Origin of the sequence: Mucisphaera sp., from assembly GCF_965279675.1 — a bacterium.
Lineage (GTDB): Bacteria > Planctomycetota > Phycisphaerae > Phycisphaerales > Phycisphaeraceae > Mucisphaera.
Genome location: NZ_CBDIIJ010000002.1, coordinates 1,729,547 through 1,750,876, shown reverse-complemented (window position 1 = coordinate 1,750,876; position 21,330 = coordinate 1,729,547). Strand labels below are relative to the sequence as shown.

19 protein-coding genes and 1 tRNA gene are annotated in these 21,330 nt (G+C 62.6%); 18 read left to right on the top strand and 2 right to left on the bottom strand.

Annotated elements, in window-relative coordinates; all coding sequences use genetic code 11:
• Nucleotides 1-131: 131 nt before the first annotated feature.
• Nucleotides 132-596, top strand: coding sequence for a D-aminoacyl-tRNA deacylase (dtd, locus tag ACQZAB_RS07540; RefSeq protein ID WP_428388536.1), 465 nt, complete (start codon nucleotides 132-134; stop codon nucleotides 594-596).
• Nucleotides 597-1,358: 762 nt separating this feature from the next.
• On the opposite strand, the gene ftsY is transcribed toward dtd, so the two are convergent.
• Nucleotides 1,359-2,285 (bottom strand): signal recognition particle-docking protein FtsY, encoded by a 927-nt coding sequence (ftsY, locus tag ACQZAB_RS07535; protein ID WP_428388533.1) that lies wholly within the window; start codon nucleotides 2,283-2,285, stop codon nucleotides 1,359-1,361.
• A gap of 59 nt (nucleotides 2,286-2,344) precedes the next feature.
• Nucleotides 2,345-2,977, bottom strand: coding sequence for a hypothetical protein (locus ACQZAB_RS07530; protein WP_428388531.1), 633 nt, complete (start codon nucleotides 2,975-2,977; stop codon nucleotides 2,345-2,347).
• A 175-nt stretch (nucleotides 2,978-3,152) separates the two neighbouring features.
• On the opposite strand from ACQZAB_RS07530, the gene ACQZAB_RS07525 reads away from it, so the two are divergent.
• The 17 genes from ACQZAB_RS07525 to ACQZAB_RS07445 all read left to right on the top strand — a co-directional run bounded on the left by ACQZAB_RS07525 (nucleotide 3,153) and on the right by ACQZAB_RS07445 (nucleotide 21,319).
• Nucleotides 3,153-4,172, top strand: coding sequence for a segregation and condensation protein A (locus ACQZAB_RS07525; protein ID WP_428388529.1), 1,020 nt, complete (start codon nucleotides 3,153-3,155; stop codon nucleotides 4,170-4,172).
• A 176-nt stretch (nucleotides 4,173-4,348) separates the two neighbouring features.
• Nucleotides 4,349-5,122, top strand: a complete 774-nt coding sequence (locus ACQZAB_RS07520; protein WP_428388527.1) for a PEP-CTERM sorting domain-containing protein — start codon at nucleotides 4,349-4,351, stop codon at nucleotides 5,120-5,122.
• Between the two features lie 166 nt (nucleotides 5,123-5,288).
• On the top strand, nucleotides 5,289-5,507 hold the full coding sequence (locus ACQZAB_RS07515; protein ID WP_428388525.1) for a hypothetical protein: 219 nt from the start codon (nucleotides 5,289-5,291) through the stop codon (nucleotides 5,505-5,507).
• 279 nt (nucleotides 5,508-5,786) lie between these two features.
• Nucleotides 5,787-6,827: a radical SAM protein gene (locus tag ACQZAB_RS07510; protein ID WP_428388523.1), complete on the top strand. Its 1,041-nt coding sequence runs from the start codon at nucleotides 5,787-5,789 to the stop codon at nucleotides 6,825-6,827.
• A complete protein-coding gene (locus ACQZAB_RS07505; protein WP_428388521.1) occupies nucleotides 6,820-8,049 on the top strand; it encodes a radical SAM protein in 1,230 nt (409 codons plus the stop codon). The genes ACQZAB_RS07510 and ACQZAB_RS07505 overlap by 8 nt, the downstream gene beginning before the upstream one ends.
• A gap of 69 nt (nucleotides 8,050-8,118) precedes the next feature.
• Entirely contained in the window at nucleotides 8,119-9,096 is a 978-nt protein-coding gene (gene hemB / locus ACQZAB_RS07500) for a porphobilinogen synthase (protein WP_428388519.1), read from the top strand.
• A 165-nt stretch (nucleotides 9,097-9,261) separates the two neighbouring features.
• Nucleotides 9,262-10,044, top strand: a complete 783-nt coding sequence (locus tag ACQZAB_RS07495) for a hypothetical protein (RefSeq protein ID WP_428388517.1) — start codon at nucleotides 9,262-9,264, stop codon at nucleotides 10,042-10,044.
• A gap of 49 nt (nucleotides 10,045-10,093) precedes the next feature.
• Nucleotides 10,094-11,926, top strand: coding sequence for a chloride channel protein (locus tag ACQZAB_RS07490; RefSeq protein WP_428388515.1), 1,833 nt, complete (start codon nucleotides 10,094-10,096; stop codon nucleotides 11,924-11,926).
• Nucleotides 11,927-11,972: 46 nt separating this feature from the next.
• Nucleotides 11,973-12,392: a ribonuclease P protein component gene (gene rnpA / locus ACQZAB_RS07485; RefSeq protein ID WP_428388513.1), complete on the top strand. Its 420-nt coding sequence runs from the start codon at nucleotides 11,973-11,975 to the stop codon at nucleotides 12,390-12,392.
• Complete coding sequence (gene yidD, locus ACQZAB_RS07480) at nucleotides 12,392-12,631, top strand: membrane protein insertion efficiency factor YidD (RefSeq protein WP_428388511.1); 240 nt, start codon at nucleotides 12,392-12,394, stop codon at nucleotides 12,629-12,631. The genes rnpA and yidD overlap by 1 nt, the downstream gene beginning before the upstream one ends.
• 44 nt (nucleotides 12,632-12,675) lie before the next feature.
• Nucleotides 12,676-14,136, top strand: a complete 1,461-nt coding sequence (locus tag ACQZAB_RS07475; RefSeq protein ID WP_428388508.1) for a YihY/virulence factor BrkB family protein — start codon at nucleotides 12,676-12,678, stop codon at nucleotides 14,134-14,136.
• Nucleotides 14,137-14,462: 326 nt separating this feature from the next.
• Entirely contained in the window at nucleotides 14,463-15,449 is a 987-nt protein-coding gene (locus ACQZAB_RS07470; RefSeq protein ID WP_428388506.1) for a type II secretion system protein, read from the top strand.
• A 161-nt stretch (nucleotides 15,450-15,610) separates the two neighbouring features.
• The gene (guaB, locus tag ACQZAB_RS07465) at nucleotides 15,611-17,092 is read left to right on the top strand and encodes an IMP dehydrogenase (protein ID WP_428388503.1); all 1,482 of its coding nucleotides are present in this window, start codon (nucleotides 15,611-15,613) and stop codon (nucleotides 17,090-17,092) included.
• Between the two features lie 183 nt (nucleotides 17,093-17,275).
• Nucleotides 17,276-18,289: a formylglycine-generating enzyme family protein gene (locus tag ACQZAB_RS07460; protein WP_428388501.1), complete on the top strand. Its 1,014-nt coding sequence runs from the start codon at nucleotides 17,276-17,278 to the stop codon at nucleotides 18,287-18,289.
• Nucleotides 18,290-18,403: 114 nt separating this feature from the next.
• Nucleotides 18,404-20,044 (top strand): arylsulfatase, encoded by a 1,641-nt coding sequence (locus ACQZAB_RS07455; RefSeq protein ID WP_428388499.1) that lies wholly within the window; start codon nucleotides 18,404-18,406, stop codon nucleotides 20,042-20,044.
• A gap of 128 nt (nucleotides 20,045-20,172) precedes the next feature.
• On the top strand, nucleotides 20,173-21,153 hold the full coding sequence (locus ACQZAB_RS07450; RefSeq protein ID WP_428388497.1) for an HAD family hydrolase: 981 nt from the start codon (nucleotides 20,173-20,175) through the stop codon (nucleotides 21,151-21,153).
• Between the two features lie 93 nt (nucleotides 21,154-21,246).
• Nucleotides 21,247-21,319: transfer RNA gene (locus tag ACQZAB_RS07445), tRNA-Ile, on the top strand.
• Nucleotides 21,320-21,330: the final 11 nt, after the last annotated feature.

The following is a 21,330-nucleotide window of genomic DNA, read 5'->3' as shown; positions in this document are numbered from 1 at the left end:
CGTCAAAACATACCCGCGCAACCGCCAAAGTCCACCCCAGATCAACGCTTTACCGGATAATGCCGAGTCGTGAAGACGAACGACCGCTGTCGTCTTAGAACAGCGAAAGCAACTGTGAAGCGAGGCACTCTGTGCGGATACTCCTGCAACGCGTCACCCGGGGATCCGTCACCGTCGACGGCCAGACCCTCGGCGAGATCGGCCGCGGCTACGTCCTGCTCGTCGGCGTCGGCCCCGACGACAACGAAACCATCGCCCGCAAACTCGCCGAGAAGATCGTCCACCTCCGGCTCTTCCCCGACGACGCCGGCCGGTTCGACCGCTCAGTGCTCGACGTGCAGGGCGGCGCGCTCGTGGTCTCGCAGTTCACCCTCTTTGGGGATGCACGCAAGGGCAGGCGGCCGAGCTTCATCGGGGCCGGCCCGCCCGAGATCGCCGAACCGCTGTGCGCACGGTTTGGCGAGCTGCTGAGCGAGCTGGGCGTCCGACGCGTCGAAAACGGCCGATTCGGCGCAGATATGCGGGTTTTGATCGAAAACGACGGCCCGGTCACGCTCTGGCTCGACTCTGACGCGTTGGGCCTTACCGGCCCGTAAACGATCAATTCTGGTCCGTTTCGAGCCAGAACCGTCTCGTTATTACCCCAATTCGATCGATTTTGGACATCACGGCGCTCAGACCGATGAGATCACCCTGTCGCTCTGTGCGCGCTGCCTGAGAATCCCGCCGAAGACCGATCGGCCCCCATCTCACAACATCAGAAACGCCCACCACAGCCCCTCAGCCCCGCTGGGTGCAAAAAAAAAAAGAAAGGCCACCCTCTCCGATGGCCTTTCCGGGAATCCCTGCGTTCTCTCCGCCTCGGGAAGGCTCGGGCAAGCCCGAGCGATCCGTTTCGCGGGGATTCCTGACACGGCAGCGCCGCTTGGACCCCGTCAAGGGTCCGTTGTGGCGGGGGCGACGATCAGGCCGTGCGGCAACCCGCCAAAGCAGGTCGTCGGAGCCCGAAGCCGCGGGTCGCCTGCCCCCCTCCTCCGATGGGTGCAGGCGGCCGCCACCTCGCGTGGCTGCCATTCTCCCTTTTGTAAGCATCACCATCCCTGGAGCGCTGGCCCTTGCGTCCAACCAAGGGAAAGACATGATGCGCTCCGATAACGCACCACGATCCAACGCCCTGACAAGGGCTAGTTAGCCATTTTGCGTCAGATTCTACCCACCTGACGTAAACCCCTAAGTGACGGCCGGACAAATAGACATAACCAATCACACCCAATGAACAGCAATTACGTCAGGCCTGCACGGGTCATGCCGTGACGTAAGCGCTTTCGTCCGGCAGAAACCCTGAAAAGGTAGCCGGGCTACTCGGCGAACATGGCTTCGACGAAGGCCTCGGGCTCGAAGGGGGCCACGTCCTGCGGTGTCTCGCCGGTGCCGATGAGCTTGACCGGCAGGCCGAGCTGCTCGCGGATCGCGATCACGATCCCGCCCCGGGCGGTGCCGTCGAGCTTGGTCAGAAAAATGCCGGTGGTGCTGATGGCGTCGGAGAAGACCTTGGCCTGATTGACGCCGTTCTGCCCGGTGGTGGCGTCGATCACGAGCAGCACTTCGTGGGGTGCATCCGGGAGATGCTTACGGACGACCGACTGGATCTTGGTGAGCTGCCGCATCAGCGGCTCCTGGGTCTGGAGCCGGCCGGCGGTGTCGAGGATCAACACATCGGCGTTTCGGGCGGTGGCGGCCTGGGCGGCGTCGAAGGCGACCGCGGCGGGATCGCCCCCCTGCTGGCCTTTGACGACCTGGACGCCTAAGCGGCCGGCCCAGGTTTCGAGCTGATCGACGGCGGCGGCGCGGAAGGTATCGCAGGCGCCGAGGACGACGGACCTGCCGTCTTCGCGGAGCCGGTGGCAGAGCTTGGCGATGGACGTGGTCTTGCCGGCGCCGTTGACGCCGGCGACGAGGATGACGGTCGTGGTGCCGGGCGGCTGGAGGTTGAGCTCGCGATCTTCGGCGGGGAAGTAGGCGGTGAGTTGGTCCTTGAGGAAGGCGAGCGCCTCGTCGCCGGTGGTCATTTCGGAGCGTTCGTAAGCGGCCTGCAGGTCCTTGCGGAGTTCGACGGCGGTCTTGACGCCGACGTCGGCCTCGATGAGCAGGCGCTCGATGCGGGTGATGAGCTCGGGCGAGAGCTGCTGGCCGATGAGGATGGACCGGATCGTGCTGGTCGAGGCCTCACGGGTGCGCGTGAGGGCGGACTTGAGCTTGGAGATGGCGGCGGTGAAAAGGCCCATGGGGGCAGATCATAGCGACCCCGCGCATCTACTTTTTCGGGATTGCGCTTGGATGGCACTCAGCTTGATCTGCGGACGAGCGTGAGGCTGGTCAAGGCGAGGAGGGTGGCGGTGGTGGGTTCGGGAACGACCACGGTGATTTCTTCGAGGTTGTAGACCAGATCGTTACGGTAGACGCTGCCGGGCCTATCTTCCTGACCATGACCTGCGAATCTTCCGACTCCATCACCTCGTAACAAGAAAACTGGCGCGTAAAGGATGCCTGCCAAGCGGTTGTAATTCATAAAAAAAAGGGCGCCCTCAGGATTTCCGTCGAGAGACGCGAGTTCGCTGAGCTGCAGCCCATCTTCCAACTCGGCATCGGCTTTGACGGCGAAGTTGATCCCGCCGGCTATGTCGTAGAACTCTGATCCGGAGAGTTCCTGCTCGATGGTCGAGGGTTCGTCGTCCGCGGAGTGCACACGTCCTTGCAGGAAGTACCTGACGCGTTGGAGCGTGGGATTGAGGTAGCTGCGTCCGGGCAGCAGGACTTCGTCGATCACAATATCGACCCGGTAGATGAGGACGTCACCGTAAACCTGGTTGGTGACAAAATCGTCCGAGTCGATCGTGAACGTAAAGGCGGCTTGTGCTGAGGTGGTGACTGCGAGACTGACGAGCCATGCGGACATACACCCGGAGAGGCGTGGCATAGGGTTTCTCCCTTGTCTTTGAAATGCCAACCTAAGCATACTGATTGGGGGTGGCGTGCCAAGGGTTTTTTGGGCTAGGTGGTTACTAGGGCTCCTCCGACGACGTTACGCTGCTAACTGACCGTGAAAGTGGTGTCCGGGAGCCCGATCGATGGGGTGCTAGTAGGATGGGGGGATGACGACGCGGACGACGCCTGACATCAATGCGGGGTATCGGGTGGATCTGTCGGCGTTTCATGGGCCGCTGGATCTGCTGCTGCATCTGGTGAAGCGGCAGGAGGTGGACCTGCATGACATCTCGATGTCGCGGCTGGCGGAGCAGTATCTGGATCAGCTGGAGGGGCTGGATCGGATTGATGTGGATCGGGCGGGTGAGTTTCTGGTGGTGGCGGCGACGCTGATTGAGCTCAAGAGCCGGTCGCTGGTGCCGGCGGGTGAGGAAGCGGAGGGTGGCGATGAGGGTGAGGGCGAGGCGGCAGACCCGCGTGCCGATCTGATTCGGGCGCTGCTGGCTTACAAGCGGTATCGGGATGCGGCGACGGCGCTGGGTGAGCGGGCGGAGGCGTGGTCGAAGCGGTTTGGGGTTCAGATTCGGCGGCCGCGTCGGGTGGAGCGGGATGAGGCGGAGGCCGAGCCGATCGAGATCGATCTGGAGGAGGCGGACGCGCTGACACTGGCGGCGACGTATGAGCGGGTGCTGGAATCGATCGGTGGTCCGGCGGTTCACGATGTGGGCGGTGATGAGACGCCTTTGTCGCTGCATATGGAGGACATGCGGGACCTGGTACAGCGTGGCGGTGTGGGCGGGATTCGGTTGCGGCAGATCTTCGCGGAGCGGGCTGACCGGATGGAGCAGGTGGGGCTGTTCCTGGCGGTGCTCGAGTTGGTGCGGCAGCGCGAGTTGCTGGTGGAGCAGGGCGAGGATCTGAGGGATCTGCTGCTGCGGCCGGCCTCGGAGGATCATCGGGCGATGGCTGATGACATGGCGGTGGCGGCGTCGCCTGACGTGGAGGACCTGGATGCGTTTGCGTGGCCGGACGAGCGGTCGCGGGTGCGGGCGGAGCGTCGGCTGAAGCGTCGTCAGGCGGGCAAGTTCTCGATGGGTGGGGATGATGATGAGGACGAGTTAGACGACGAGGAGGGCGACGGCGGTGAGGATGGGGCGGCGGGAGCGGATGGGGGTTTGGATAAGTAGCGCGGTCTGTGGTGGGGGGTGGCGGACGGGCGAGAGATTTAATTCACCGTTGAGGCGGGATTCGGATGGACGGCTGGCTCGGGTGGTGCATGCTGTAGTGTTGAAGACGGCCAAGGGTCTGCGCGTGCGGGCTGCTTTGGCATTTTGGGTTTCCTGTTTCCAGTAGGAGAGACAAGATGAAGAAGACGATGCTGATGGGTGCTTTTGCGGCGATGGCGATGACGGGTGTGGCTTCGGCCAGCGTGATCGTGAGCGAGGATTTTGAGTCTTATGCGGATACGGCGGCCATGGGCGGCGTCTGGTCGCTGAGCCTGGGCACGTTGGACAACGGCTTTGGCAATCCCGGTCAGTCGATGTCGCACCCCGGTACGGGCGGCAGTTTCAGTGGCGACAACACCAACAGCCTGAGTTTTGCCCCGGTGACGCCGACGGCGACGGACATCCTGCGTTTCACGGCCGATATCTATGACGATGGCACGAGCGCCAACAAGCGGACGACGGCTGGTCTTCGTACGGCTGCTGGTGCGAACATCATCGAGATGGGCATGTACAACAGCCCGAGCCACTACGCGATTCGTACGGTGCTATTTGGTGCCGGCGGCTCGAACTGGTTTGCCTTCGAGAACATGGTTGATGACGCGGGTGCTCCGCTGACCAACGCTCCGGTGGTTGGCTGGCACACCTTCTCGGTGGACATTTCGGACACTCAGGCGGTGTTCACGCTGGACCTGAACGGTGACGGCAACATCAACGCGACGCGTGTTGAGAGCATCACGATGAACCCGGCCGGTGGTTTTGACATCATCCGTCTGGGTGGTCCTTCGGACCTGAGCTCGGGTGGTGGCGGCGTGAGCTTCGACAACGTCTCGCTGACGGTGGTGCCCGAGCCCGGCACGGCGGCTCTGGGCCTGGCCGGTCTGGCGGCGATGGGGCTGCGTCGTCGGAAGTAAGTCGACGCTGGATTAACCAACTGAATACAGAAGGCGGCACGGCTTGAGGCCGTGCCGCCTTTTTTATGGGGACGTTGGCTGGTGGTCTCGGTCGGTGCGACGGGAAGAGGAGTGATTCGAGGATGTGGCCGATGTTGTCGGTGAGACTTCACGCACGGAGACAGTGATGAGTGAGATTGGTGGGATCGTTAGCAACGCGGCGGCGTCATCGCAGTTGAAGGCGGAGGTGGGGATGAAGGCGTTAGGGGCGGCGTTGGATCAGCAGAAGCAGGCGGGGGCGGCGGCGATTTCGCTCTTGGAGCAGGCGGCGGAGGTGAGCACGCAGGCCGTGGCGGCGGCGACGGGCGGTGACGGGGTGGGGGCGAATCTGGATCTGCTGGCTTAGGTCTGGCGGCGGTTGTGGGGGTCTGAATCAGGTGTAGAGGGCGAGCGGCCGGGGTAGCTGTGGTCGTGGCTGGGTTGGTTGGAAAGCTGGGGGAAACCCGCGATTTTTGGTTTTTTTGGGGGCTTGCCCGGTTCCGGGCTTGGCTGGGGCGTCGGATAAGCCTATATTAAAAGAATAAGGGGTCTTATGATCCCAGGCTCACCTGGCATCTCTTGGAGACGCATCGTGCTTCCATTCCATCCTCAAGCTCCCCGGCACGACGTGTGCCGAAGCCCGGTTGTGGCGTTTTACGAGGTGACGCGGGCGTGTGATCTGGCGTGCCGGCACTGCCGGGCGTGTGCACAGGTGCATCGGGATCCTGCGGAGCTGACGACGGCTCAGGGGGTAGCGCTGCTGGAGGATCTGGCGGGGTTTGAGGATCGCCCGCAGGTGGTGCTGACGGGGGGCGATCCGGTGCGGCGGCCTGATTTGCCGGAGCTGGTGGCTCGTGCGTCGGAGCTGGGGTTGCGGCCGGCGGTGGCTTTGTCGACGACGCCACGGGTGACGCGGGAGCGGATCGAGCGTTTGCAGGAGGAGGGGCTGACGGCGTTGGCGGTGAGTCTGGATGGGGTGGATGAGGCGACGCATCGGCGCTTGCGTCAGGTGCCGAGCACGTTTGAGCGGGCGCTTCGGATTCTGGCGGATGCACGGGAGCTGGGGTTGCCGACGCAGGTGAACACGACGATCACACGGGACAACGTGGATCAGGTGGATGCGATGGCGGAGCTGCTGGGGACGCTGGGGATCAAGCGGTGGTCGGTGTTCTTCCTGGTGCCGACGGGTCGGGGTGGGTTGCTGGCGCGGATTTCGCCTGCTGATTACGAGCGGGTGTTCGAGCGGCTGATGGTTCAGAGTCGGCAGCAGCCCTATCTGATCAAGACGACGGAGGCGCCGTTCTACCGGCGGTATGTGATCGAGCGGAGTGGGGATCCGATGCTGTCTGCGGCGCGGATGAAGATGGGGGTGAATGATGGTCGGGGTGTGGTGTTTATCAGTCATGTCGGGGAGATCAATCCCTCCGGCTTTTTGCCGATCGACTGCGGTCGGTTCCCGGATTCATCGGTGGTGGATGTGTACAGGCACCACGAGCTCTTCCAGGCTTTGCAGGACCCCGATCGCTTGCGTGGCAAGTGCGGGGTGTGTCCGTATCGGCGGGTCTGCGGCGGTAGTCGTTCGAGGGCTTACGCGGTGACACACGATGTGTTGGCGTCGGAGCCGGACTGCGCGTATGTCCCGCCGCTGGCGGTCAGGTCATTGAGTAAGGATGCAGACCATGTTTAGTGTGACGAATGTGTTGTGTGGGCAGTCGAGTGGGAACGAGCGTCTGCGTTACGGTCATCGTCCGGAGGCGGCGGAGCGGGACGGTCTGCTCAAGCCGTTGAAGGCGGAGTTGTATCCGGATGCGCCTCGTCCGGTGGTGGCCTGGGCGGTGACGGGGGCGTGCAATCTGACGTGCAAGCATTGCTATGCGGCGGCGGGTTTGAAGCCGATGCCGGATGAGTTGTCGACGCTTGAGGCGTTCACGCTGATTGAGAATCTGCGGGCGTTTGGGGTTCCGGGGTTGTTGCTGTCGGGTGGTGAGCCGTTGATGCGGCCGGACCTGCTGGCGCTGGTGGATCATGCGGTGGCGCTGGGTATCAGCTGCACGCTGTCGACCAACGGGATGCTGATCGATGATTATGTGGCGCAGCGGCTGAAGCGGGCCGGCCTGAAGTATGTGGGTATTTCGGTGGACGGTTTGCGAGAGACGCATGATCGTCTGCGTGGCAAGGTGGGTGCCTTCGACAAGGCTCTGGCGGCGATTCGTCGTTGTCAGGATGCGGGTCTGAAGGTGGGGGCGCGGTTTACGGTTCATGCATTGAATGAGGCGGAGCTGGAGCCGTTGCTGGATCTGTGTGCTCGTCGGGGCATCAATCGGATCTGCGTGTATCACCTGGCTTATGCGGGTCGTGGGAAGGCGCTTCGTGACTGTGATTTGTCGCCTGAGCAGACGCGTGAGGTGGTGGATCGGGTGTTTCGCTGGACGCGGGCTTCGCATGCGAGGGGTCAGGAGATCGAAGTGTTGACGGTGGGGAACCACTGCGATCAGGCGTATGCGATGCTTCGTCTCGAGAAGGAAGAGCCGGAGCGAGCGAAGGAGTTGTGGGCGAAGCTTCGGGGCAATGGTGGGAATCAGAGTGGCTCGCACATCGCGTCGATCGGTCCGACGGGTGATGTGTTTATCGATCAGTTCTCGTGGCATCATCCTTGCGGGAATGTTCGTCAGGCGACGTTTGGTGAGATCTGGGGTGATCCGATGTCGCCTCGGCTGCGGGCGCTTCGGAAGCGGCCGGCGGGGCTGCCGGATCGTTGCCGGGAGTGCCGGTTCCTGGGCGTGTGCAATGGGAATCTGCGGACGCGTGCCGAGGTGGCGACGGGTGACTTCATGGGGATGGACCCGCAGTGCTATCTGACGGCTTCGGAGCGGAAGGTGACCCAGGGTGCGCTGGTGGGGGTGTCTTAGGCTCTGGCGTCTGGTGTGATGTGGGTCTTGTTGTCGGGACGGTTGGCTGATCCGGCGTAAACTGGCGGTATGTCACATCCTTTTCATCGACCGAGGCGGCTGCGTCGGACTCCGGGCCTGCGGGAGCTGGTGGCGGACGTGGGTTTGCGGCCGTCGAACCTGATTGCGCCGCTTTTTGTGGCGGATCTGGCTGAGCGGCGGGCGATTCCGACGCTGCCGGGGGCGGAGCAGCTGCCGGTTGGGGAGGCGCTGGCCGCGATTCGGCGGCTGGGTGATGTGGGGATCGGGGCGTTTCTGCTGTTCGGGGTGACCGAGCCGGGCAGGAAGGATGGTGTTGGCAGCCATGCGCACGACCCGGAGAGTCCTGTGCTGCGGCTGGTTCGCGAAGCTCGGGAGGCTGGGGTCTCAGGGGTTCTGATACCTGATCTGTGTTTGTGCGAGTACACGGATCATGGGCATTGTGGGCCGCTGGCCGGGGATCGGTCGGTGGATAATGATGCGACGCTGGCGCGGCTTGGGGCGGTGGCGGTGGCGCAGGCACGGGCGGGGGCGGACCTGGTGGCACCGTCGGGGATGATGGATGGTCAGGTGGGTGCGATCCGGGCGGCGCTGGACGCTGAGGGTTTCGAGCAGACGGGGATCCTGAGTTATGCGATCAAGTACGCCTCGGCTTTCTACGGGCCGTTCCGTGATGCGGGGGGTGGGCACATGGCGTTTGGTGATCGGAAGGGGTATCAGATGGATCCGCGTCGGTCGCGGGAGTGGCGGACGGAGCTGGATCTGGATCTGGAGCAGGGAGCTGACCTGGTGATGGTGAAGCCGGCGGCGACGTATCTGGACATCGTTGCGGCGGTGCGTGGGCATACGGATCTGCCGGTGGCTGCGTATCACACGTCGGGTGAGTATGCGATGGTCGAGGCGGCGGCGCGGGAGGGGCTGCTGGATCGGCGGGAGGCCCATCTGGAAACGGCGTTCGCGATCCGTCGTGCGGGGGCGGACCTGATTGTGAGCTATGCGGCGGCCGATCTGGCCGGCTGGGTGGGCTGATCGGGCTCAGACTGGCTGGATGGCGGTTGGGCCCTTACTCTGGCGGGCCACTGAGAGCCGTTGACCACCCACACTCCTTCCCTCGGAAACCCTGTTTGCTCATCGCCAATCCTTTGGCTTCCTCGGAATTCCTGCGTGTTACCTACTGTTCCCCAACGTGCTGCGATGCTGGTGCTGGTCGTGGCTTCGAGCCTGATTCTGATCTGGGGTGCCGGGCCGGCGATGCCGCCTGGCGGGTGGACAGGGCTGACGGTGATGGATGCGCGGTCGTCGATTCTGGTGGCGGCGTTGGCTTTGGGGTTTGCGGCGTTGCCGGCGGTGGTGGCGGGGGTTGGGATGGCGGCGTGGTCGGGTGTGGCGACGGGGGCTTTCACGTTGGCGGCTTCGCTGACGATTCTGGCGTGGTACGCGGGTCCGATCGACGGGTTGTTGTTCCGATCGGAGACGCTTCGTCATGTCTATCTCGATCTGGCGATTGAGATGATCGGGTGGGCGTTTTTGTGGTCGATCATGCTGCTGGTGGCGGGGATTCTGCATGCGGGGTTGCGTGACAAGCAGGCTCGGGGGCATACGTCGGTACCGGCGACGTTTGCGGCGTTGGGTATCACGGCGATTCTTGGGGCGGTGGTGGCGAACCTGCTGGCGAAGTCGACCGATCCGGGTCAGGTGGTGGGTGCGTTGGTGATCGGGTTTGCGGTTGGGGGCTGGGTGGCGCGGGCTTCGGTGCCGTCGACGCGGGCGTGGGGTTTGCTGATCAGCCCGCTGGTGGTGGGTCTGGGGGTGTATCTGATGGCGTCGTTTAACTTCACGTCGGATGAGATGCTGCAGAGCTCTTGGTTTTCGGGTCGGATGACGGGGCTGGCGTTGATGCTGCCGATCTACTTTGCATCGGCTGGGGTTGCGGGCGCGGCGATGGGTTACGGGCTGGGTCGGCCGAAGCACGACTAGCGTTCTGTCTTGTCGCATCGTTTTTGTGTGACGCGTTACACTCGGCTGCGTGAGTGACGGACACCTTCGAGCGAGACTGACGCGTTATCTGACAGCGGCCGGCTTTGACCGGGACTGGCTGTTGATTCCGTTGGCGGCGATCGTGGGGACGCTGGGTGGTCTGGTGGCGGTGGGTTTTGACTGGCTGGTTCATGCGGCGAAGCACGATCTGTTTGATCGGCTGGCGCATGCGGTTGAGGGGGGTCGGGGTTGGCTGGTGCTGCTGTTGCTGCCGGCTTTGGGCGGTCTGATTGTGGGTTTGCTTCAGGAGGTGATTGGCCGGATCGGTCAGAGCCATGGTGTTCCCGAGGTGATGGAGGCGCTGGCTCGGAAGCAGGGGAAGATGCCGGCGAAGATGGGGATCTTTAAGGCGTTTACGTCGGCGAGCACGCTTTCGTCGGGGGGTTCGGCGGGTGTGGAGGGGCCGATCATTCAGATCGGTTCGGTGCTGGGTTCTCAGGTGGGTCAGTTTTTGCGGGTGGGTCGGGAGCACATGTCGACGCTGGTTGGCTGCGGCGCGGCGGCGGGTACGGCGGGCATTTTCAATGCGCCGATTGCGGGGGTTTTGTTTGTGCTTGAGGTGATGCTGCGGGATTTTTCGTTCAAGACGTTTACGCCGATCGTGATCGCGTCGGTGTTCGGTACGGCGGTAGCGCAGGCGGTGCTGGGTGAAACGGGGGCGGTGTTCAATCTGCCGTTTGCTTTAACGGAGTATCGTTTTCTGATCACGGAGTTGCCGGCGTACATTGTTCTGGGGGTGGTGTGCGGTCTGCTGGGTGTGGGATTTGCGATGACGATGCGTCGTTCGGACCTGGTGTGGCAACGCGCCCCGGGACCGCGGTGGCTGCGGCCGGCGCTTGGGGGTTTGAGTCTTGGCGTGCTGGGCATTGTGTATGTGGAGCTGTTTGGTTATCCGGTGGTGGGTTATGACTATCCGGTGTTTTTCGGGAATGGCTATCCGGTGATTGAGGCGTTGCTGAATCCGGCGTCTTACGGTACGGGTGGTGTGGAGGGGTCGGGTCCTGTCATTCATGCGGTGTGGTGGGCTTTGCTGGTTGCGATTGTTTTCAAGGTGGTTGGTACGGCGCTGACGATCGGTTCGGGCGGATCGGGGGGGATCATCGCGCCGTCGCTGTTCATGGGGGCGATGCTGGGTGGTGGTTTTGCGTTGGTGCTGGATCTGGTGGGTTTGCTGCCGGGGTCAACGCCTGCGACGTATGCGTTGGCGGGGATGGCGGGGATGATTGCGGCGGTGATTCATGCACCGCTGACGGCGACGCTGCTGGTGTTTGAGGTGACGCGGGACTATCGGGTGATTCTGCCGATCATGATTGTGTCGATTCTGTCGCTGGCGTGTTCGCAGCTGTTGCAGCCGGACTCGATTTACATCGCCTGGCTGCGTAAGCGTGGGGTTCGGATGGGGACGCGGTCGGACATGACCCTTTTGCGGCGGCTGACGGCGCGTGATGTTCCGCTGGTGCCTTGTGCGCACATTCTGCCTGCCGATCCGGCTCAGCGGCTGGTCGATCTGACGAATGAGCATCAGGCATCGGACTTTGTGGTGCGGACGTCTCAGGGGGCTTATGCGGGGATGGTGGTGGGCGATGACCTGCGGACGTCGCTGATCGAGCGGGAGGCGATTCCGCTGATGATCGTGGCGGAGCTGATGCGTACGGATCTGCCGACGGCGACGCTTGATGAGACGCTGGACTCGGTGATGGACAAGTTTTCGGATCACGAGGTGGCGTCGCTGGCGGTGATCGATCACGGGGAGGTGATCGGGGTGATCACGCGGGCCCGTCTGATGCGGACGTACCACCGGGCGCTGGCGGAGCGGGGCTGAGGCGTGCTCGCGGGGCGGGGAGGGGCGTAGGATGTGGGTTGTCATGATGGCGGCTGCAGCATCCTCTACACCCCGGCTCGTTTTTCGGCACCGTCATCGGTTGCATGGGGCGGGTGCGTTTCGTGCGGTGCATGCGGCTCGGGTGCGGAAGAACGCTGGCCCGCTGACGGTGCTGGCGCGGCCGAACGGGTTGGCGGAATCGCGGCTGGGTCTGACGGTGAGCCGGAAGGTTGGTCGGGCGGTGGCGCGGAACCGGATCAAGCGGTTGCTGCGGGAGGCGTTTCGGACGACGCGGCAGGATGGGCCGCAGGGGTATGACCTGGTGGTGATTGTTCGGCCGCATCGGTTTCTGGCGCTTGCGGATTATCAGCGGCTGCTTGTGGCGGCGACGGGGGCTCTTGACCTGGAGTGGCAGAAGCGGGAGCGGCGCGCGGCGGGGAAGGCGGATGGGGATGGGGTGTCGTGATGCGGTGGTGCCTGGGCGTTGTGTCTTCGGTGTTGGAGCATCTGATCGTGGGTTTGGTGATGCTTTATCGGGTGACGCTTGGCCCGGTGATGGGGGGTCATTGTCGGTTTCATCCGACGTGCAGTCAGTACATGCTGGATGCGGTGCAGAAGCATGGGCCGGTTCGAGGTGTGTTGCTGGGGCTTCGTCGGCTGGCCCGTTGCCATCCTTTTGGTGGTTCCGGCTACGATCCGCCTTGAGGACGGACGTGTTACCGAGCACCCGGGGCAAGTGAGGCAGGGCTATGGCAGGTTGGATTCAGAGACTCACGGGCCGCGTTCACGGGTTTATTGATCGGCCGCAGGATGATCTGACGGCTTCGCAGCGTTCGCTTCGGTTTATGTTGCTGTTCGCGGTTTTCTGTGCTCGGGAGCTACGTCGTGACCGTGCGGGGACGATGGCGGCGGCGTTGACGTACCACACGCTTTTCAGTTTGCTGCCGACGCTGGTGCTGATGCTGGTGGTGAGTTCGGCGCTGGTGGGAGAGGCGGATCGGGCGCGGTTCAAGGATCAGGCGGTGAGTTGGGCGTTGGAGTGGCTGGAGGCGCCGGCGCCATCGGGGGCGGTACAGCAGCATGGCGAGGGTGCGGAGCCGACGGTTCTGGAGGGTCTGGCGGAGCCGCTTATGCCGGATGTGAACGAGGAGAGTGCCCTGCTGGAGGCGGGTCGTCAGGCGGAGTTTGAGCGGGCTCGGGAGGCGCTATCTGAGAATCTGCAGGCGATTCTGGACACGCTGGAATCGGTGAATCTGTCGGGGATTGGTGTGATCGGTCTGCTGGTGTTCATTTACGGGGCGACGGGTTTGCTGGCGACGATCGAGGGGTCTTTCAATCGGGTTTACAAGGCTCAGGAGAATCGGCCGTGGTATCTGCGGATGGTGTTCTATTACTTCACGATCACGATGGCGCCGGCGGTGATTCTTGCGGGTCAGGTGATGCAGCAGCGTTTTATTGAGGTGGTGGGGGCGGGTTCATGGACGCAGTGGCTGGCGGGTCCGATGGTGTTGTTGTCGCCTTTGGTCACGACGTGGCTGGTGATGAGTTTTGCTTTTGTTCTGCTGCCTAACACCCGGGTGTCGACGCGTCGGGCGGCGGTGGGTGGTCTGGTAGCGGCGATCGGTGTGGTGGCGGCGGGTGAGTTGTATGGGCTGTATGTGCAGCAGGCGGGGGCGACGTCCTTGTATGGGGCGTTGGCGTTGCTGCCGTTGTCGTTGTTTTATCTGTGGATTCTGTGGCTGATCGTGCTGTTTGGGTTGGAGGTGGCTTACACGTTGCAGACGATGCCGGCGGAGGGTTTGCCAGCGTCGCCTGACCAGGATGACCAGAAGCCGATGTTGCTAACGGGGTCGGCGTTGATCGCGGCGGCGTTGGCGGTGGCGCGGGCGTTCACGGCGGGCGGGGTGGTTTCGACGGGGACGGTGAGTCAGAAGCTGGGGATTTCGATGGATGCGGCGGATGCGCTGCTGGACCGGCTGGAGGCGCACGAGATCATCCAGCATGTGGAGGGGAAGAAGGCTGCGACGACGGGTTGGTCGCTGGCGAGGCCGCCCGGGTCGGTGCGGCTGGATCAACTGGTGGCGTTGGCGCATGAGGCGAGCCCGCTTCATCACCGGGACCCTGCGATTCAGGGGGTGATTGATCGGCAGATCCATGCGAGTGCCGATCAGTCGCTTGAGGATCTGCTGGCGGTGAGTGACTCGCGATAGGGGTGCGTGGTGGCGAGGGCCGAGAATGAACTTTGTTTTCAGAGCATCTGGAGCCCTTGAAGGGCGGTTTTGGGGGGTTTGTGGGGGTTGTGGGTTTGGGTTGGGTTGACAGTGCCCTGTTGTGGGGGTTCAATTTAGTGTTCGGTGGCGAGTGGTTCGTCGCCGGTTTGCTGGACTCTGTCTCTTTGCTGAGGCTTCAGACACCCGTCATTATCCATGCCCTCTGATCCTGGGTCGCCGGTGATTGCCGAGCGGCTCTGACAGGTCGGGTCGCGGCTCGGGACGGACCAGCGTGTTTTTCGGTTTTGTTTCGTTAGGAGACTCGAATGTCTACGTCACAGGCTATGGAACGTAAGGTGATGGGTTTTACGCTCATCGAGCTTCTGGTGGTGATTTCGATCATCGCCTTGCTGATCGGCATTCTGCTGCCGGCGTTGGGTGCTGCCCGTCGTACGGCCCGTCAGATGCAGTCGAACGCGAACGTTCGTTCGATCCACCAAGCGATGGTGACCTTTGCTCAGGGTAATAATGAGCGGTACCCCGGTCTGGACACACGGGGTCGGATTGAGCCGGCTGATGAAGACCAGTGGACGGTCAACGATGATGCGGAGTCGGGTGGTCACCCGGGCACGCGTGTCATCAAGCTGCTCCAGGGTGCTTTCTTCACCGGTGAGATCGCGATCAGTCCTGCGGACACCAAGCAGGTCTGGACCGAGGCGCTGGGTACGGGCACGGCTGCGGTTGATGACATCACCGACGCCAACTACTCGTACGCGATGCTGCGTCTGCAGAGCGACGATGACGATGCAGAAGGTGAGACGGCTGCGGCAGCCAACCTGCCGAAGTTTGGCCGCGTGCCGAACGAGTGGCGTGACACCTACAACACCGAGGCTCCGGTGATCTCCGACCGGAACACCGGTGCTAATCACTACAGCGACAGCGATCCCGGCGTGAGTGGTACTGGCGGCCAGGTGCAGTCGATCCACACGACCGAAGAGGGTGACTGGCGTGGCTCGGTTGGTTACAACGACAACAACGTGCAGTTTGAGACCAACCATGTGCTTCGTACCAAGTGGTCGAACGGTACGACGATGGTGATCGAGGAAAGCGGCACGCAGACGCCTGTCGACAACCTGTTCTCCGATTCGGAAGTGGGTGGCGCGACTGGCTCGACCCCGACTCCAACCGCTGCTGGCACGGATGTGGGTAACGAAGGCACCCAGTCGGCTGGCACCGGTCCGGACGGTACCAGCGGCCAAGCTGCGATGGTGTATGACGACCACTTCACCTACACTGACCACGGCAACAACTGATCTTTGCTGATTGGTTGACTGAGACTTGATTCAGCGGGCTCGCTTCGGCGGGCCCGCTGTTTTTTGGGGGTTGCCGGGGCGTGGGTGGGGGGTGGTCTTGACTTGGGGGTTGGGTGGGGGGTGGTCTTGACTTGGGGGTTGGGTGGGGGTATCTGTGGGCGATGGAAGACAAGATTCTCTTTGACGGGCTGACTTTTGACGATCTGTTGCTGATTCCGCAGCGGAGTGATGTGACGCCAGCGCAGACGGATACGGCGACGCGTTTGACGCGGAAGATCCGGCTGAATGTGCCGCTGATTTCGGCGCCGATGGACACGGTGACGGAGGCGGCGTTGGCGATTGGTCTGGCGCAGGCGGGTGGGATCGGGGTGATTCATAAGAATCTGTCGGTTGAGGATCAGGTTCGGGAGGTGACGAAGGTCAAGCGTTCGGCGAACGGGGTGATTACGGACCCGGTGACGCTGCCGCCTGAGGCTCCGGCGTCGGAGGTTCGTCGGCTGATGGACGAGCAGCACATTTCTGGGGTGCCGATCACGGCGGACGGGACGCCGACGGGGCAGGTGGTGGGGATTTTGACGCGTCGGGACATGATGTTCCTGGCAGATCTGGACAAGCCGATCCGTGAGGTGATGACGTCGGAGCGTTTGGTGACGGCGCCGCCTTCGACGACGCTTGGGCAGGCGGAGGCGATCCTGAATCAGAACAAGGTGGAGAAGCTGCTGCTGGTGGATGAGGGGATGCACCTGACGGGTCTGATCACGATGCGTGATATCGCGAAGATGGAGCAGTTCCCAATGGCCTGTCGGGATGATCGGGGTCGGTTGCGGGTGGGTGCGGCGGTGGGTGTGAATCAACTGGATCGTGCGGCGGCGCTGCTGGAGGCGGAGGTGGATTTTCTGGTGGTGGATTCGGCGCACGGGCACTCGCGGAATGTGCTGGAGACGGTGCGTGCGGTGAAGGCCAAGCATGACGTGGAGGTGATCGCGGGGAATGTGGCGACGACGGAGGGGGCGGCGGACCTGATTGAGGCGGGTGCGGATGCGGTGAAGGTGGGGATCGGGCCGGGCTCGATCTGCACGACGCGGGTGGTGACGGGTGTGGGGATGCCGCAGCTGACGGCGATTTTCTCGGCGCTCAAGGCGGCGGAGCCGGCGGGTGTGCCGGTGGTGGCGGATGGGGGTATCCGTCATTCGGGCGATATCACGAAGGCGATTGCGGCGGGCGCATCGACGGTGATGCTGGGGTCGTTGTTTGCGGGGCTGGATGAGTCGCCTGGCGAGCTGGTGATCCATATGGGTCGTCGGTTCAAGACGTATCGGGGGATGGGTTCGCAGGGCGCGATGATGGCGGGCTCGGCGGATCGTTATTCGCAGGGCGGGCAGAAGCAGCGTGACAAGCTGGTGCCTGAGGGTGTGGAGGGTCGTGTGGCGTATCGTGGTTCGCTGGCTGATTTTGTGTATCAGCTGGTGGGCGGTTTGCGGGCGGGGATGGGTTATTGCGGGGCGCAGACGATTGAGGATCTGCGGGAGCGGGGTCGGTTTGTGCGGGTGTCATCGGCGTCGCTGGTGGAGAGTCACCCGCACGACATCATGATTACGCGGGAGTCGCCGAACTACACGGCTGAGGTTTATGGGGGTGAGTGAGCGGGGTCTGGTGGTGGCCTCGGCCGCGTCGCGGTCGGGCTCATGTAGTAGATTGCGCGGGAGTCGGGCTCTGTGGACGGACGGAGGTTGTTGATGGGTCTGTTTCGATTACGTCGGCACGGGATTTGGATGTCGGCGCTGTTGGTTTGCCTGGTGCTGGTTGGTGCGTGGACTAGACCGTCGGTGGCTGATACAGGGGATACAGGTGCGGGGGTCGAGGCGCCGGAGGGGATGGTTTGGGTGCCTGGGGGTCGATTCACGATGGGCTGGGATGGGCCTGAGGGTCGTTATGACGAGCGGCCGGCTCATGAGGTGGAGGTGAGCGGGTTCTGGATCGATCGGACGGAGGTGACGAATGCGCAGTTTGCGGCGTTTGTTGAGGCGACGGGTTATGTGACGACGGCGGAGCGTCCGGTGGACTGGGAGGAGATAAAGAAGCAGCTGCCAGAGGGGACGCCTAAGCCTTCGGACGAGGTGCTGGAGCCGGGGTCGCTGGTGTTTACGCCGCCTGATCGTTCGGTGGATCTGAATGCGTACTGGCAGTGGTGGACGTGGACGCATGGGGCGAGCTGGCGTCATCCGGAGGGTCCGGGGAGCACGATCGAGGGTCGTGAGGATTATCCGGTGGTGCATGTGTCGTGGGATGACGCGGTGGCTTACGCGGCGTGGGCGGGCAAGCGTTTGCCGACGGAGGCGGAGTGGGAGCGTGCGGCGCGTTTCGGTAGCGATGGCCAGCGGTTTGTGTGGGGCAGCGAGTTGTCGCCTGGCGGCGAGCAGATGGCGAACATCTGGCAGGGGACGTTTCCGCATCGGAACACGGGGGAGGATGGGTTTGTGGGTGCGGCGCCGGTGGGGCGTTTTCCGGCGAACGAATTGGGGTTGTATGACATGGCGGGGAATGTGTGGGAGTGGACATCGGATCAGTTTCGGCCGGATGCTTATCAGCGTCGGCTGGCTGCGTTAGAGGCGGGTGGTTGTTGCGCGGACCCGACGGGTCCGGAGACGACGATGGATCCCCGGAACCCTCATTCGGAGGATTCGCGGGTTCAGAAGGGCGGGTCGTTTTTGTGTCACGCGAGTTACTGCGAGAGTTATCGTCCGAGTGCGAAGATGGCGTCGCCGCCTGACACGGGGATGAGTCACCTGGGTTTTCGGTGTGTGGTTTCGGGGGCTGGCTTAGATTTGCGCGATCGGTAAGGGTTATCTGTTCATTTTCTCGATGTAACGCTGTCACGGTTGTTGGGGCTGTTGGCGGGGTTTAGGCTGTGCGGGCTGTTTGGGTCGGTTTTCTTTCATCAGGAGATGGTTGATATGTGGCGAGCCCCTCGTGCGCTTGTGATGATGTTGATGGCGGTTGGTCTGGTGACGGGTTGTGCGCATGCGCAGCCGCAGGGTTCGGATGGAGGCGCGAGGCCGGCTGCTTCTGCGGCGAAGCCGAACATTCTGGTGATCTGGGGTGATGACATCGGGACGTGGAACATCAGCCACAACAACCGGGGGATGATGGGTTATCACACGCCCAACATCGATCGGATCGCGCGGGAGGGTTTGTCGTTCACCGACTATTACGCTCAGCAGAGTTGCACGGCGGGGCGTGCGGCGTTTCTGGGTGGGACGGTGCCTGTGCGGACGGGCATGACGAAGGTGGGTCTTCCTGGTGCGGCCGAGGGTTGGCAGGAGCAGGACATCACGATCGCGGCTGTTCTCAAGGAGCAGGGGTACACGACGGGGCAATTCGGCAAGAATCACTTTGGTGATCGCGATGAGCATCTGCCGACGAATCATGGGTTTGATGTGTTTTTTGGCCCGCTTTACCACCTGAACGCTTCGGAAGAGCCGGAGAACCGTGACTACCCCGGGGACATGGTGCTGCCCAGCGGCAAGACTTTCTTCGAGACCTACGGGCCCCGGGGCGTGATCCGATCGACGATGGCGAACGGTCGGCACACCGTGGAGGACACGGGCCAACTCACGATCGAGCGGATGAAGGTGATTGATGACGAAACCGTGGCCGAGGCGATCGATTTCATCAAGCGGACGGTCGCGTCCGGCGAGCCGTTTTTTGTCTGGTGGAATGGCACGCGGATGCACTTTCGCACGCATCTGAAGGAAGCGACCATTGGTCTGTCTGCGCCGCATGGCGATGAGTATCACGACGGCATGATCGAGCATGACGGGCACGTTGGGCAGCTGCTTGATCTATTGGACGAGCTGGGTATCGCGGATAACACGATCGTGATGTACTCGACGGACAATGGTCCTCACTTCAACACCTGGCCGGATGCCGGCTATACGCCGTTCCGGAAGGAGAAGAACAGCAACTGGGAGGGTGCTTACCGGGTGCCGGCGTTCGCTCGCTGGCCGGGTGTCTGGCCTGCGGGCGAGACACTCAATGGCATCGTTGCCCATGAGGACTGGATGGTGACGTTTGCCGCGGCGGCGGGCAAGACGGACCTGAAGGAGGACCTGCTGGACGGCTACGAGGCGATAGGTCGTGAATACCGGCAGCACCTCGATGGCTATGACATGAACGCGTACTTTGCAGCGGCCGGTACTTTCGAGACTTTCCACGAGAACATCAGCGCATCGCCCCGCAAGGAGTTTTTCTACGTTAACGACGATGCCCAGGTCGTCGCGATGCGGCTGGGTGACTGGAAGGGTGTATTTCTGGAGAACCGGGCTGATGCTTTCCAGATCTGGCGGGAGCCGTTTACCGAGTTGCGGGTTCCCTTGCTGTTCCATCTGCGGCGCGATCCGTTCGAGAAGGCCCAGATCGATGCGAACGTCTACCACGATTGGTTCCTGGACCGGCCCTATGTGATCGTGCCGATGCAGCAGATTGCGGGCCAGTTCTTCAAGACGCTGCAGGCATACCCGCCTAGCCAGACGCCTGGGTCCTTCAACCTTGAGAAGGTGCAGGAGCAGATTGAGAATGCTGCCCGCGGGCGCTGAGTCTTAGCTATTTCATGACCCTTTGCGCGCTGAGAGGCGCCCAGAGGGTTTTTTGCGTTTGCTGTTGTGGCATTCTCTGCCGCGGGATTGGATGGTGACGGCGGCGTTTAGCGTCGGAAGGGCTTGCTATGCGGAATCTGGTGGTTGCTGTTGTTTTGCTGTTGGGGTTGTCGGGGTGCACGGCGATTGAGACGTCTTCGCCTTTGCCTTCGTGGCGTGATGGCGCGACACGGGATGCGTTGCTTGATTTTGTCGAGCGGACAACGGATCCATCGAGCCCTGACTTTGTGCCTGTGGCCGAGCGGGTCGCGACCTTTGATAATGATGGGTGTTTGTGGGCGGAGAAGCCGGTCTACTTCCAGTTGCTGTTTGCGGTGGATCGGATTAGAGCGATGGCGGATGAGCATCCCGAATGGCGTACGACGGAGCCCTATCGTTCTGTGCTTGCGGGCGATATGCATGCATTGGCGGAGCAGGGCGAGCATGCGATTCTGGAGGTGGTGCTGGCAACCCATGCGGGGATGACGACCGAGGCTTTTGAGGCGACGGTGCGAGCCTGGCTCGAGACGGCGCGACATCCGACGACGGGTCGGCGGTACACGGAGATGGTTTATCAGCCGATGCTCGAGTTGCTTTCGTATCTGCGTGCGAGCGGCTACAAGACCTTCATTGTGTCGGGTGGTGGGATCGACATGATTCGGGTGTTCAGCGAGGAGGTGTATGGGATCCCGCCTGAGCAGGTGGTGGGGTCGAGTGTGAAGACGGTGTATGAGATGACGGATCGCGGGCCGGTGCTTCGTCGTGAGGCGGAGATTGATTTCATTGATGACAAGGCGGGCAAACCGGTGGGGATTCACCGGCATATCGGGCGGCGACCGGTCGCGGCGTTCGGTAACTCGGATGGTGACCTGCAGATGCTCGACTACACGACGGCGGGAGATGGTCCGAGGCTGGGGGTTCTCATTCATCACACGGATGCGGAGCGTGAGTGGGCATACGATCGGGAATCGGCGGTTGGGCGTCTGGATAAGGCTCTGGAGCGGGCGGATCAGGCGGGCTGGCTGGTGGTGGATATGGCGGAGGACTGGGTGAGGGTTTTTCCGGATTGAGGCGTATTTTGAGACGGCGGACTGGCGTGTGAGCATCTTGCCGGGCTTTGTGGGAGTGGTTATGATTTGCGGTTCGACGCCGGGAGGCGTTGGGGGCTCGTAGCTCAGTTGGTAGAGCACACCGCTGATAACGGTGAGGTCACAGGTTCAAGTCCTGTCGGGCCCATTTGCCTGGTT

What these genes read in the sequence shown, in the direction of transcription:
- ACQZAB_RS07515 (WP_428388525.1), top strand. Translation starts at nt 5,289, where the DNA reads ATGAGTGAGATTGGTGGGATCGTTAGCAACGCGGCGGCGTCATCGCAG.
- ACQZAB_RS07450 (WP_428388497.1), top strand. Translation starts at nt 20,173, where the DNA reads ATGCGGAATCTGGTGGTTGCTGTTGTTTTGCTGTTGGGGTTGTCGGGG.
- guaB (WP_428388503.1), top strand. Translation starts at nt 15,611, where the DNA reads ATGGAAGACAAGATTCTCTTTGACGGGCTGACTTTTGACGATCTGTTG.
- ACQZAB_RS07475 (WP_428388508.1), top strand. Translation starts at nt 12,676, where the DNA reads ATGGCAGGTTGGATTCAGAGACTCACGGGCCGCGTTCACGGGTTTATT.
- ACQZAB_RS07495 (WP_428388517.1), top strand. Translation starts at nt 9,262, where the DNA reads ATGCTGGTGCTGGTCGTGGCTTCGAGCCTGATTCTGATCTGGGGTGCC.
- yidD (WP_428388511.1), top strand. Translation starts at nt 12,392, where the DNA reads ATGCGGTGGTGCCTGGGCGTTGTGTCTTCGGTGTTGGAGCATCTGATC.
- ACQZAB_RS07505 (WP_428388521.1), top strand. Translation starts at nt 6,820, where the DNA reads ATGTTTAGTGTGACGAATGTGTTGTGTGGGCAGTCGAGTGGGAACGAG.
- ACQZAB_RS07520 (WP_428388527.1), top strand. Translation starts at nt 4,349, where the DNA reads ATGAAGAAGACGATGCTGATGGGTGCTTTTGCGGCGATGGCGATGACG.
- ftsY (WP_428388533.1), bottom strand. Translation starts at nt 2,285, where the DNA reads ATGGGCCTTTTCACCGCCGCCATCTCCAAGCTCAAGTCCGCCCTCACG.
- ACQZAB_RS07530 (WP_428388531.1), bottom strand. Translation starts at nt 2,977, where the DNA reads ATGCCACGCCTCTCCGGGTGTATGTCCGCATGGCTCGTCAGTCTCGCA.
- ACQZAB_RS07525 (WP_428388529.1), top strand. Translation starts at nt 3,153, where the DNA reads ATGACGACGCGGACGACGCCTGACATCAATGCGGGGTATCGGGTGGAT.
- ACQZAB_RS07455 (WP_428388499.1), top strand. Translation starts at nt 18,404, where the DNA reads ATGTGGCGAGCCCCTCGTGCGCTTGTGATGATGTTGATGGCGGTTGGT.
- hemB (WP_428388519.1), top strand. Translation starts at nt 8,119, where the DNA reads ATGTCACATCCTTTTCATCGACCGAGGCGGCTGCGTCGGACTCCGGGC.
- rnpA (WP_428388513.1), top strand. Translation starts at nt 11,973, where the DNA reads ATGGCGGCTGCAGCATCCTCTACACCCCGGCTCGTTTTTCGGCACCGT.
- ACQZAB_RS07470 (WP_428388506.1), top strand. Translation starts at nt 14,463, where the DNA reads ATGTCTACGTCACAGGCTATGGAACGTAAGGTGATGGGTTTTACGCTC.